This window comes from Streptomyces sp. GS7 (genome assembly GCF_009834125.1).
In the GTDB taxonomy this organism is placed as follows: domain Bacteria; phylum Actinomycetota; class Actinomycetes; order Streptomycetales; family Streptomycetaceae; genus Streptomyces.
In genome coordinates, this window is sequence record NZ_CP047146.1 from 2319493 (window position 1) to 2332007 (window position 12515).

At 69.0% G+C, this 12515-nt stretch carries 10 protein-coding genes and 1 tRNA gene; 5 read left to right on the forward strand and 6 right to left on the reverse strand.

Features of this window, described 5'->3' with window-relative positions; genetic code table 11:
- Positions 1-84: 84 nt before the first annotated feature.
- Both GR130_RS09990 and GR130_RS09995 read left to right on the forward strand, forming a co-directional pair.
- Positions 85-1497 carry a pyridoxal phosphate-dependent decarboxylase family protein gene (locus GR130_RS09990; RefSeq protein WP_159504374.1) on the forward strand — a complete coding sequence of 471 codons (1413 nt, stop codon included), beginning with the start codon at positions 85-87 and terminating at the stop codon, positions 1495-1497.
- Complete coding sequence (locus tag GR130_RS09995; protein ID WP_159504375.1) at positions 1494-2942, forward strand: lysine N(6)-hydroxylase/L-ornithine N(5)-oxygenase family protein; 1449 nt, start codon at positions 1494-1496, stop codon at positions 2940-2942. The genes GR130_RS09990 and GR130_RS09995 overlap by 4 nt, the downstream gene beginning before the upstream one ends.
- Before the next feature lie 82 nt (positions 2943-3024).
- Here the strand turns inward: GR130_RS09995 and GR130_RS10000 are convergent, their stop codons facing one another.
- Positions 3025-4833, reverse strand: a complete 1809-nt coding sequence (locus GR130_RS10000; RefSeq protein WP_159504376.1) for a bifunctional metallophosphatase/5'-nucleotidase — start codon at positions 4831-4833, stop codon at positions 3025-3027.
- Positions 4834-5024: 191 nt separating this feature from the next.
- On the opposite strand from GR130_RS10000, the gene GR130_RS10005 reads away from it, so the two are divergent.
- Positions 5025-5720, forward strand: a complete 696-nt coding sequence (locus GR130_RS10005) for an SIMPL domain-containing protein (protein WP_159504377.1) — start codon at positions 5025-5027, stop codon at positions 5718-5720.
- Positions 5721-5865: 145 nt separating this feature from the next.
- Positions 5866-7302 carry a pyruvate kinase gene (pyk, locus tag GR130_RS10010; protein ID WP_159504378.1) on the forward strand — a complete coding sequence of 479 codons (1437 nt, stop codon included), beginning with the start codon at positions 5866-5868 and terminating at the stop codon, positions 7300-7302.
- Between the two features lie 54 nt (positions 7303-7356).
- Here the strand turns inward: pyk and GR130_RS10015 are convergent, their stop codons facing one another.
- Together GR130_RS10015 and GR130_RS10020 are read right to left on the reverse strand one after the other, a co-directional pair.
- Positions 7357-8145, reverse strand: a complete 789-nt coding sequence (locus tag GR130_RS10015; RefSeq protein WP_159504379.1) for a helix-turn-helix domain-containing protein — start codon at positions 8143-8145, stop codon at positions 7357-7359.
- A gap of 81 nt (positions 8146-8226) precedes the next feature.
- Positions 8227-8312 (reverse strand) — tRNA-Leu (locus GR130_RS10020).
- A gap of 88 nt (positions 8313-8400) precedes the next feature.
- Between GR130_RS10020 and GR130_RS10025 the strand changes: the two genes are divergently transcribed.
- Positions 8401-9066, forward strand: coding sequence for an ANTAR domain-containing response regulator (locus GR130_RS10025; RefSeq protein WP_159504380.1), 666 nt, complete (start codon positions 8401-8403; stop codon positions 9064-9066).
- A gap of 87 nt (positions 9067-9153) precedes the next feature.
- Here the strand turns inward: GR130_RS10025 and GR130_RS10030 are convergent, their stop codons facing one another.
- The 3 genes from GR130_RS10030 to GR130_RS10040 are packed head-to-tail and all read right to left on the reverse strand — an operon-like array spanning position 9154 to position 12515.
- On the reverse strand, positions 9154-9870 hold the full coding sequence (locus tag GR130_RS10030; protein WP_159504381.1) for an ABC transporter ATP-binding protein: 717 nt from the start codon (positions 9868-9870) through the stop codon (positions 9154-9156).
- Complete coding sequence (locus GR130_RS10035) at positions 9867-10724, reverse strand: ABC transporter ATP-binding protein (RefSeq protein WP_159504382.1); 858 nt, start codon at positions 10722-10724, stop codon at positions 9867-9869. Before GR130_RS10035 ends, GR130_RS10030 begins: the two co-directional genes overlap by 4 nt.
- A gap of 6 nt (positions 10725-10730) precedes the next feature.
- A complete protein-coding gene (locus GR130_RS10040) occupies positions 10731-12515 on the reverse strand; it encodes a branched-chain amino acid ABC transporter permease (protein ID WP_159504383.1) in 1785 nt (594 codons plus the stop codon).

Below are 12515 nucleotides of genomic sequence, written 5' to 3' on the forward strand. Positions count from 1 at the left end.
ACCCGCCGTACCGGGACAGTAACTTAGGTCGGCCTAAGGTCTGTGCCCCGTCGCACCCAACTCCCGCTGAAGAAGAGCCTCTTGATGCCAGTTGCCCCTGCCGGCACCGCCCTCGCAGGCGGCACCAACGGCCCCCGCGCGCTCCGACCGCTCCTTGACACCGTCCTCGACGCCCTCACCACCGGCGCCCAGGACCGCTCCGGCCCCCTCCCGTCCGGCGGCCCGGACACCGTCGCCCGCGCCGTACGCGACACCTGCCTGCCCCTCCTCCCCGAACACGGCACCGGCCCGCACGCCGCCCTGCGCACCCTCGTCCACACCCTCGCCGCCGGCGCCGCCGACCCCGCCGACCCCCACTGCGCCGCCCATCTGCACTGCCCGCCGCTGGCCGTGGCCACCGCCGCCGACCTCGCCGCCGGCGCCCTCAACCCCTCCATGGACTCCTGGGACCAGGCCCCCGCCGCCTCCGAACTCGAAACCCTCACCAGCCGCGAACTCGCCGCCCTCGTCTACCCCCAGGCCGCCGAACCCGACGCCCTGATCACCACCGGCGGCACCGAATCCAACCAACTCGGCATCCTCCTCGCCCGCGAGGCCCCCCACCCCCCGCACACCAACGGCCCCCTCCAGATCGTCTGCGGCGCCAACGCCCACCACAGCATCCACCGCGCCGCCTGGCTCCTCGGCCTCCCCGAACCCGTCACCCTCCCCACCCCCGACGGCACCCTCGACCCCGACACCGTCCGCACCTGCCTCGCCGAACTCGCCGCCCGCACCGGGCCCGTCCTGCTCACCGCCACGGCTGGCACCACCGACACCGGCGCCATCGACCCCCTCCCGGCCCTCGCCGACCTCGCCGACCACCACGGCGCCCGCCTCCACATCGACGCCTCCTACGGCGGCCCGCTCCTCTTCAGCGACACCCACCACACCGCCCTCAACGGCCTCGCCCGTGCCCACACCGTCACCCTCGACCTGCACAAACTCGGCTGGCAGCCGGTCGCCGCCGGCCTCCTCGCCGTCCCCGGCCCCACCACCCTCGCCCCCCTGGGCCACCAGGCCGACTACCTCAACGCCGACGACGACACCGAAGCCGGCCTCCCCGACCTCCTCGGCCGCTCCCTGCGCACCACCCGCCGCCCCGACATCCTCAAGATCGCCGTCACCCTCAAAGCCCTCGGCCGCCAGGGCCTCGGCGACCTCGTCGACCGCACCCTCGCCGCCGCCCGCACCCTCGCCGACCTCATCGACGCCCACCCCCACTACGAACTCCACTCCCACCCCACCCTCACCACCGTCCTCTTCCGCCCCACCGACGCCGACGACACCACCCTCGCCGCCATCCGCCGCTCCCTCCTCACCGAAGGACACGCCGTCCTCGGCCGAGCCACCACCCCCACCGGCCTCTGGCTCAAGGCCACCCTCCTCAATCCCCACACCCAACCCGGAGACCTCACCACCCTCCTCAAACTCGTGGAAGGCCACACCCCCCGATGAACACCCCACCGCACACCGAACCCGAAACAGGCACCGGCACCCACGGCCCCGACGAACCCCTCGACCTCGCCGGCATCGGCATCGGCCCCTTCAACCTCTCCCTCGCCGCCCTCGCCCACCCCCTCACCCACCTGCGCACCGCCTTCTACGACCTGCACCCCGCCTTCCACTGGCACCCCGGCCTCCTCATCGACGGCGCCACCCTCCAAGTCCCCTTCCTCGCCGACCTCGTCACCCTCGCCGACCCCGCCAGCCCCTGGAGCTTCCTCAACTACCTCAAAACCCGCGAACGCCTCTTCCCCTTCTATTTCGCCGAGCGCTTCCACATCCACCGCGCCGAATACGACGCCTACTGCCGCTGGGTCAGCGAAAACCTCCCCACCCTCCACTTCGGCCACCAGATCGACGCCGTCCGCTGGAACCACGAACGCAGCCTGTTCGAAGTCGACTTCACCCAACTCGGCGCCGAAGGAGAAGCCGAAGCCCTCGGCCGCAGCTACGCCCGCAACCTCGTCCTCGGCATCGGCACCGCCCCCCACATCCCCATCCCCCTCCGCCCCCTCACCGAGGCCCCCGCCGTCCCCGTCATCCACTCCGCCGACTACCTCGACCACCGCGAACGGCTGCTCGCCGCCGAACACCTCACCGTCATCGGCGCCGGTCAGTCAGGCGCCGAAATCTTCCTCGACCAGCTCCGCGCCCGCCCCGCCGGCCGCGAAAACCTCCACTGGCTCGCCCGCACCCCCGCGTTCGCGCCCATGGAATACAGCAAACTCGGCCTCGAACACTTCACCCCCGACTACACCCGCTACTTCCACGCCCTCCCCGAACGCGTCCGCGACGAGCTCCTCCCCGCCCAATGGCAGCTCCACAAAGGCATCGACCACGACACCCTCGCCGCCATCCACGACGAGCTCTACCGCCGCACCCTCGACGGCGGCTGGCCCACCACCACCCTCACCCCCGGCGTCCGCGTCCGCACCGCGGGACGCGTCGGCACCACCAAAGTCGAACTCCACCTCGAACACACCCAGCAAGGCAGCCGCTCCCGCCTCACCACCGACGCCGTCGTCCTCGCCACCGGCTACCGCGAACGCCGCCTCGACACCCTCCTCGCCGCCCTCGACCCCTACCTCCGCCGCGACGCCTCCGAACGCCCCCGCATCGACGAACACCACCGCCTCGTCCTCGACCCCTCCATCACCGCCACCGGCTGCCGCATCTACGTCCAGAACGCCGAAACCCACACCCACGGCGTCGGCACCCCCGACCTCGGCCTCGCCGCCTGGCGCAGCGCCACCATCCTCAACTCCCTCACCAGCAGCACCGCCTACCCCCTCCCCAGCCGCACCGCCTTCACCACCTTCGGCCTCGCCCACCCCACACCCCACCGCACCACCCCCACCGTCCCCCGCCAGACCTCCACCCTCGTCCCCCGCCACTGAACGCCACCGCCCCTCCCACCCCGCCCGACACCGGACAGGAGGAGAGGGGCGGCACACCCGCAACCGACGAAATCGACCGGCCTCAGAACACCGGCTTCCCGGCCCGCGTCAGCCGCCAGCCCACCGAAGCGAACACCGCCGGATCGATGACCTTCTTCGCCTTCACCCACGCGATGATCGTGTTGCGGATCTCCTCCGAGTTCGACCACACCGACGTCGCCTTCGCCACATGCGGGAAACCACCACCGCCGTTCGCCCGGTAGTTGTTCACCGCCAGCACGAACTGCGCCTTGTCGTCCAACGGCTTGCCCTGATACCGCAGGTTCGCGATCCGCGAACCCGCCGGCTTCGCGATGTCGATGTCGTACGTGAGCCCGCCGATCACGTCGTAGTTGAAGTCAGGCGTGTTGTCCGCGTTCGTCAGCTTCTTCGGATCCACCGGCACACCCGGCGCCGTCTGCACGAAATACCGCGCCGAGAACTCCAGATAGTCCCGCAGCTGCGCCCCCGTCATCAGCCGCGCATCCAACGTGTTCTCGTACACGTACAGCCCCGCCACATCACGCAGCGACACCTGACCCGCCGGAATCGCCGCCGACCGCGAGAAGCACGCCGCCTGCGACAGCACCGGCAGCGAGGCGTACTTCGTACCGGCCAGCGCCGCCTTCACCGTGTCCACCTGCACGAAGTTGATGAAGTCGATGATCGGTGTGTCCTTGTACGGAGCCTCGGCCGCCGACATCGCCGCCTTGCACGTCCCGACCACCTGGTTCACGTACTTCACGACCGCCTGGTGCTCACGCCGCACCAGCCGCGCGATCTCCGGATCCTCCGCCGCCGTGTTGGCGTTGCGCACCTCCGCCGTGACCGACACCACCTCCCAGCGGCCCCGGCGCAACTCCACCTCGAAGTCGAAGACACTCAGCCGCATCCCCCACATCAGCGGCTCGGACAGCACCACACTGCGCCCCGTCTCCTTGTTCACCACCGTCCGGGACGCCACCTCCTTGTGCGTATGACCCACCAGGATCGCGTCGATACCCGGCACCTGCTCGGCCACCAGCGACGACGCGTTCTCCGGATACGGCAGCGCATCCCCGTACGACGTCGAACCGTCCAGACCCGAATGATCCGTACAGACCACCACGTCACAGCCGAGCGAGCGCAGCTTCGGCACATACACCTTCGCCTGCTCGACCAGCCCCGGGAACGTCATCTTCCCCTGCACATTGGCCTTGTCCCACACCGCGATACCAGGATTCGTCAGCCCCAGAATGCCCACCCGGATATCCCGGTGACCCGGCACCTTGATCCGCTTCACGACATACGGCGGAAACGCCGGCTTCAACGTCCGCGCATCCAGCGCGTTCGCCGCCAGCAACGGGAAATCACACTGCTCCTGGAACTTCCGCAGCACCGGAATTCCGTAATTGAACTCATGATTGCCGAGCGCCGCCGCGTCGTACCTCATCCTGTTCATCGCCAGCGCCATCGGATGCTTCGGACCGTGCGGCGCGGTGATCGGATCGACCCGCGCGTAGTAATACGACAGCTGAGTGCCCTGAATGATGTCGCCCGCGTCGATCAGCAGCGTACGATGCCGCCCCGCCTCCTTGCGGGCCTGCTCCACCAGCGTCGAGATCTTCGCCAGCCCGACATCGTTGTGCGCCGCGTCGTCATACTCCTTGTCGGTGAAATAGTCCCAGTTGAAAACATGCCCGTGCACATCCGTCGTGCCCAGCACCCGGAACGGGACCCGCTTGCCCCGCCCGCGCCCCGGCCGCCGCTCCGGCTCCTGCGCCTGCGCGGCCTGCGGCAGCGCCCCCGTGAGCGCCACCCCCGCACCGGCCGCGGCCGAACGCCCCAGGAACTTCCTGCGGTTGAACGACATATCGATTCCCCCAAGAGGTCAAATGGTCCCAATACGCCCAGTGGCACGCCGCTCAGGAACAACGCGCGTAGATTCGCGCGTAGATTGTGGCCCCAACCACCCCCGACGCAACAGCCCCACAACATTGCGAACAGGTGACTCCCCAGTGACCAGTTGGCCGGAAAGCCGGCACCGGCTGGCAAGCTGACACCATGACCCAGCCCACCCCGCACCTCCCCTACGGCACCCCCGACGCCCCCCGCCTCGCCGTCCGCGGCGAAGCCCGCCTCGAAGTCGACCCCGAAACCGCCCGCATCACCGTCACCGTCAGCGCCCGCGGCACCGACCGCAAAGCCGCCCTCGCCGACCTCACCCGCCGCAACGAACACGCCCTCACCCTCATCAAGAGCTACGGCGACGCCGTCGAAAAACTCGAAACCGGCAGCTTCACCCTCACCCCCCAGCTCACCGACAAGGGCCGCCACGAACGCATCCGCGCCTACCACGGACGCGTCACCCTCACCGCCACCCTCAACGACTTCACCGCCCTCGGCGAACTCACCACCCGCCTCGCCGACCTCGAACTCACCCGCGTCGACGGCCCCTGGTGGGCCCTGCGCCCCGACTCACCCGCCCACCGCGCCGCCCGCACCCAGGCCGTCCGCGAAGCCGTCCAGCGCGCCCGCGAATACGCCGAAGCCCTCGGCGCCCGGCTCGACGCCGTCCTGGAGGTCGCCGACGCCGGCGCCGAGAACACCGCCCCCATGCCCGCCCCCGGCATGCGCGCCTTCGCCGGCTACGGCGGCGCCGTCCAGGAATCCGCCCCCGCCCTCGACCTGGAACCCCAGCGCCAGACCGTCTACGCCCACGTCAACGCACGCTTCACCATGACCCGTCCCGCACTCTGAGACCACACCGCACGCGGGCGAAATTCCGCTCATCGGAGCGGCGTCCCGCGCATTCCATTACTTGTCAACAGCCTTTCACCAAGCGCTCGTTGAGCAGTCGCTTCTCCACAGTTCCCTACCGCCGGGTAAGTCATAGAGTCGAAACATGCGCCGAGCAAAGATCGTCTGCACACTGGGACCCGCCACCGACTCGTACGAGCAGATCAAAGCCCTCGTCGACGCCGGAATGGACATCGCCCGCTTCAACCTCAGCCACGGCACCTACGCCGACCACGAAGCACGATTCGACCGGGTCCGCAAAGCATCCGAAGAAACCCGTCGCAGCGTCGGCATCCTCGCCGACCTTCAAGGCCCGAAGATCCGTCTCGGCCGATTCCGCGAAGGCCCCGTACTTCTCGAACGCGACGACGAGTTCACCATCACCGTCGAACCCTCCGTCGAGGGCGACCGCCACCTCTGCGGCACCACCTACAACGGCCTCGCCGCCGACGTCACCCCCGGCGAACGCATCCTCGTCGACGACGGCAAGGTCACCCTCGAAGTCACCGCCGTCCAAGGACCCCGCGTCCACACCAAGGTCATCGAAGGCGGCATGGTCTCCGACCACAAGGGACTCAACCTCCCCGGAGTCGCCGTCTCCGTCCCCGCCCTCTCCGAAAAAGACCAGGACGACCTCCGCTGGGCACTGCGCTACGGCGCCGACATCATCGCCCTCTCCTTCGTCCGCAGCGGCCGCGACATCGAAGACGTCCACCGCATCATGCGCGAGGAAGGCCACTTCCTCCCCGTCATCGCCAAGGTCGAAAAGCCCCAGGCCGTCGAGAACATCGACGACATCGTCGCCGCCTTCGACGGCATCATGGTCGCCCGCGGCGACCTCGGCGTCGAAATGCCCCTGGAAACCGTCCCGATCGTCCAGAAGCGCGCCATCAAACTCGCCAAGCGCAACGCCAAACCGGTCATCGTCGCCACCCAGATGCTCGACTCGATGATCGACAACTCCCGGCCCACCCGCGCCGAAGCCTCCGACGTCGCCAACGCCGTCATCGACGGCACGGACGCCGTGATGCTCTCCGGCGAAACCAGCGTCGGCAAATACCCCACCGAAACCGTCCGCACCATGAGCCGCATCGTCGAAGCCGCCGAGGAGGACCTCCTCGCCAAGGGCCTCCCGCCGCTCACCGAAGCCAACAAGCCCCGCACCCAGGGCGGCGCCGTCGCCCGCGCCGCCGCCGACATGGGCGACTTCCTCGGCGCCAAGTTCCTCGTCGCCTTCACCCAGTCCGGCGACACCGTCCGCCGCCTCTCCCGCTACCGCTCACCCATCCCGCTCCTCGCCTTCACCCCCGACCCGGCCACCCGCTCGCAGCTCAACGTCAGCTGGGGCGTGGAGACCTTCCTCGGCCCGACCGTCAACTCCACCGACGAGATGGTCGCCCAGGTCGACGAGCAACTCCTCAAGATCGGCCGCTGCCAGAAGGGCGACACCGTCATCATCACCGCCGGCTCGCCCCCCGGAGTCCCCGGCTCCACCAACCTCGTCCGCGTCCACCACATCGGCGAGGACGACTCGCCCAAGTAACACCCCCTCCCGCACCTGAAGAAGCTGGGCCGAGGTACCTGACTGCCGTCCCTGTCAGTGCTTCGGCCCGATGTGTCTGTCCATGAGGGCGACGGAGGCTTTGCGGGCCACGGAGATGTTGAACGGGTCGCTGCCGCGGGCGAGGACGGTCCATTCGACGCCGACCTTGGTCAGCGTGTCGGAGCAGAGCTTGCGGATGTCATCGGACTTGTTGGTGAAGAAGTACCGCGGGTACTCGTAGCGCTTGCGCTCGCCGCCGACCATACGCGTCGTCCAGTTGGTGATCCGGCACCCGTCGGAGTGGATCAGACCGCGGAGGAACTCCCAGGGGTGCGCGTCGACGATCTCCTGCTGCCATGGTTCGAGGGCAATCTGCCGCTCGTGCTTCTTGCCCGGGCCGTGCTGGGGAAACATGCACCATAAGTGCTTCGAGTAGACCTTCACGTTGTGGCAGCCGGTCTTCCTGACGCGGCACACGGAGTTCTCGGGGAACACCGCCCGCATCGCGGCTTCGCATTCGTTCATGAGAACCGGCCAACTGTCGTCGCACGTGACCATGAGACTCGGAACGCGGTGCTCCGAGTACTGGATGAGGTGTCCGTCGCCGAGGTAGAGAGCCAAGAGGTAGGCGTAAGCCGCCCGATCGAGAGCACGCCCGTCGCACCGTGGGCACTTCGGGTTGTGAGCACCCGGGCACTCCCCGCGTTTGGCACGGTCCATGTGCCGCCAGTAGCCGATTGTGCCGATGGGGAGGCCCAAGGCTCGGGCCACATCCGCGTTCTTCGCCCCCGCGCGGAGTTGCGTGAGGGCCTTCTGTCGCACATCTGTGCCATGGGAGATCATGACGTCACTGTGCGTCATGGCTGATGAGCTTGGGGTGAAAACGTGCGGGATTCACGCGAAGGTGAAAATCCGCCTGTTCGGTGGTGCCGGGTGCGGGATTCGAACCCGCAAGCCCTTTCGGGCAGATGTGTTTGAGACATCCGTGTATGCCGTTCCACCAACCCGGCTGATGGCACAGACACCATACCGTGTGAGTAACGATGGCCGCCTCTAGGTAGGCTGCAATGGCACCACCTGCCAGGAACGAGGAGTCCCGTGAGCGCCGCCGAGCCCGAGCAGCCCGTCGTCGATGACGATCAGTCGCATGTCCCGCCGCTGACCACGCGCGTCGTGATCGCCGAGGACGAGGCCCTCATCCGTCTCGATCTCAAAGAGATGCTGGAAGAGGAGGGCTACACCGTCGTCGGCGAGGCCGGGGACGGGCAGACCGCGGTGGAGTTGGCCCGGGAGCACCGTCCCGATCTGGTGATCCTGGACGTGAAGATGCCCGTCCTGGACGGGATCTCGGCGGCCGAGAAGATCGCCGAGGAGAGCATCGCGCCGGTGCTGATGCTGACCGCGTTCTCGCAGCGCGAGCTGGTGGAGCGGGCGCGGGACGCGGGTGCGATGGCGTATCTGGTCAAGCCGTTCTCGAAGAGCGATGTCGTGCCGGCGATCGAGATGGCGGTGAGCCGGTTCACCGAGTTGAAGGCGCTGGAGAAGGAGGTCGCGGACCTCACGCAGCGGCTGGAGACGCGGAAGCTGGTGGACCGTGCGAAGAGCGTTCTGCAGACGCAGTACGGGCTGACGGAGCCGGCGGCGTTCCGGTGGATCCAGAAGACGTCGATGGACCGGCGGCTGTCGATGCAGCAGGTCGCGGAGGCGGTCATCGAGGATGCCGAGGAGAAGAAGCAGGCGAAGCAGCAGCAGAAGAGGGATTAGCGGCTGCGTGGAGTTGGGTGGGCGGCCCCGTACCGGCGATCGGTGCGGGGCCGTTCGCGTGTCCGGGGGTGGGTGGGGCGGCGGGGTTCAGTCCTCGCCGAGGTAGGTCTTGCGGACGGATGCGTCGTGGAGGAGGTGGGCGCCGGTTCCGGAGAGGGCTATGCGGCCGGTTTCCATGACGTGGGCTTCGTCGGCGAGGGTGAGGGCGGCCTGGGCGTTCTGTTCGACGAGCAGGATGGTGGTGCCCTGGGTGCGGAGTTCGCGGATGGTGTCCATGATCTTCTGCATCATGATCGGGGAGAGCCCCATGGAGGGTTCGTCGAGCATGAGGAGTTTGGGGCGGGACATCAGGGCGCGGCCCATGGCGAGCATTTGCTGTTCGCCGCCGGAGAGGGTGCCGGAGGGTTGTCTGCGGCGCCGGCCGAGGATGGGGAAGAGGTCGTAGACGCGGTGGATGTCGCCGGCGATGCCGGCGGTGTCCTTGCGGAGGAAGGCGCCGAGTTGGAGGTTCTCGGCGACGGTGAGGCGGGGGAAGAGGCGGCGGCCTTCGGGGGAGTGGGCGAGGCCGCGTTCGACGATCTTGTGGGCGGGGAGGTCGTTGAGGGGGCGGCCGTCGAAGGTGATCTTTCCGGTGCGGGGGGTGAGGAGGCCGGAGAGGGTGCGCAGGGTGGTGGTTTTGCCGGCGCCGTTGGTGCCGATGAGGGTGACGACCTGGCCTGCTCGGACGGTGAAGGTGATGCCTTTGACGGCGTGGATCCTGCCGTAGGCGACGTGGAGGTCCTCGACTTCGAGCAGGGGGGTCATGGGGTGGCTCCGGTGGTGTCGGCTCCGGTGTCGTCGGTGGGCGTCGGGGTTTCGTCCGGTGTGGTGGTGGGGTCGGTGGGGGTGCCGAGGTAGGCGGCGATGACGCGTTCGTCGGCCTGGACGGTGTCGGCGGTGCCTTCGGTGAGTTTGTGTCCTTGGACGAGGACGGCGACGCGGTCGCAGAGATTGAAGATGAAGCGCATGTCGTGCTCGATGACGAGGACGGCGGTGCCCTGTGCGCGGATGGCGTGGACGAGGTCCTGGGTGGCGCGGGTTTCCTGGGGGTTCATGCCGGCGGTGGGTTCGTCGAGGAGGAGGAGTCCGGGTTCGCTGGCGAGGGCGCGGGCGATTTCGAGCTTGCGTTGTTCGCCGTAGGGGAGGTTGCGGGCGAGGCGGTCGCGGTGGGCGGCCAGGCCGGTGAAGTCGAGGAGTTCCAGGGCGCGTTGCGCGCTGTCGCGTTCGGCTTTCCTGAAGCCGGGGGTGCGGAGGAGCGCTGACCAGAGTCCTTCCTCGGTGCGGGTGTGGCGTCCTACGAGGACGTTTTCGAGGACGGTCATGTTGGCGAAGAGGCGGATGTTCTGGAAGGTGCGGGCGATGCCGGCCTGGGTGACGAGGTGGGGTTTGCGGGAGAGGGGGGCGCCTCGGTAGCTGATGGTGCCTTGGGTGGGGGTGTAGAGGCCGGTGAGGCAGTTGAAGAGGGTAGTTTTCCCGGCGCCGTTGGGGCCGATGAGGCCGAGGATTTCGTGGGTGTTGATGGTGAGGTCGACGTGGTGTACGGCGGTGAGTCCGCCGAAGCGCATGGTGACGCCGGTGGCTTCGAGGACGGTGCCGGTGGTGGTTGTGGGTGTGGTCATGGTGGGTTACGCCTTTGCCTGGGTGGCGCCGAGGGGGGTGGTGGGGTCGGTGCGGCGCCGGTCGGGGGCGTCGGGGGCGGTGGGGTCGTGGAATTCGAGTTGTTTGCGGTGGTCGGGGATGAGTCCTTCGGGGCGGTAGCGCATGAGGAGGACGAGGGCGAGGCCGAAGAGGAGGAGTTGGTAGTCCTGGAGGAAGTCGAGTTTGGCGGGGATGAGGAAGAGGAGGGCGGCGCCGACGAGGGGGCCGCTGAGGGTGCCCATGCCGCCGAGGATGACGGCGGCGAGGAGGAAGGCGGAGTTGGGGGGTTGGGGGCCGGCGAACTGGAACTGTTCGGGGGTGGCGGTGGTGACGACGTGGGCGTGGACGGTGCCGGCGAGTCCGGCGAGGGCGGCGCCGAGGGCGAAGGCGAGGAGGCGTAGTCGGAAGCTGTTGATGCCCATGGCGACGGCGGCGGTTTCGTCTTCGCGGATGGCGATCCAGGCGCGGCCGATGCGGGAGTCGGCGGCGCGGCGGAAGACGAGGACGACGAGGGCGGTGACGAGGATCATGAGCAGGTAGTAGTTGCCGTAGGGGGCGAGGGGGGTGCCGAGGACGGAGTGGGGTCGGCCGAAGTTGAAGCCGAGGATTTCGAGGTTGGGGATGTTGGGGATGCCCATGGCGCCGTTGGTGAGGTCGGGGCCGGTGGTGCCGTTGAGGTTGAGCATGGCGATGCGGAAGATCTCGCCGAAGCCGAGGGTGACGATGGCGAGGTAGTCGCCGCGGAGGCGGAGGGTGGGGGCGCCGATGAGGACGCCGAAGGCGAGGGAGGCGGTGGCTCCGGTGAGGAGGGCTGCCCAGAAGGGGAAATGGAGGCCGAGGGCGGATTCGGGGGAGCCGGAGACGAGGGCGGCGGCGTAGGCGCCGACGCCGAGGAAGGCGACGTAGCCGAGGTCGAGGAGGCCGGCGAGGCCGACGACGATGTTGAGGCCGAGGGCGACGGTGGCGAAGATCAGGATGTTGGCGCCGACGATGGTGTATTGGTCGGTGTCCTGGGTGAAGGGGAAGGCCGCGGCGGCGAGGAGTGCGGTGGTGAGGGCGGCGCCGCGGTGCCGGTGGGTGAGTTGGGTGAGGCGGGCGGTGAGTCCGGCGCGGCCCAGGGCGGGGACGGCGAGTGCGACGAGGATGAGGTAGCCGATGAAGGGGGCGCCGTCGTCGGTGTCGATGCCGTAGGTGAAGGCGAGGAGTGCGGCGGCGTGGGTGGCGGCGATGGCCAGGATCTCGGCTCGGGGCGGGAGTTGGCGGGTGGGTGGCCTCAGGGGGGTGGTGGCGAGGGCGGCGGTGAGGCGCTGCCGGAGGCCGGTGGGGGGTGGGGTGGTGGGTTGGTCGGGGGGTAGGGCGAGGGCGCCGAGGAGGGTGGTGAGGGAGGTGATCGCGGCGGCGAGGCCGCCGGGTTCGAGGTTGACGAGGCCGCCGAGGTGGAGGGCGATGGCGGCGAGGGTGAACCAGGTTGTGGTGAAGGTGGCGAGGGCGGCGAGGAGGGTGGGGGCGTTGCGGCCGGCGGGGGTGAGCCAGCGCAGTCCGCGGATGCCGAGTGCGGAGGCGGTGAGGAGGAGGGTGAGGAGGGCGCCGGTGAGCGTGGTGAGTTGGAGGCCGGCGGGGGCGCCGTAGTGGGTGAGGTCGCCGGGGAAGTCGCTGGTCCAGGTCCAGGCGAGGGCGGTGGTGGCGGTGGTGAGGGCGCCGGCGGCGGTGGTGAGGCGGGCGGTCTTCTCGGGGAGGGGGAGGAGGCCGGTGGTGGTAGGGGTGGTGGTCAT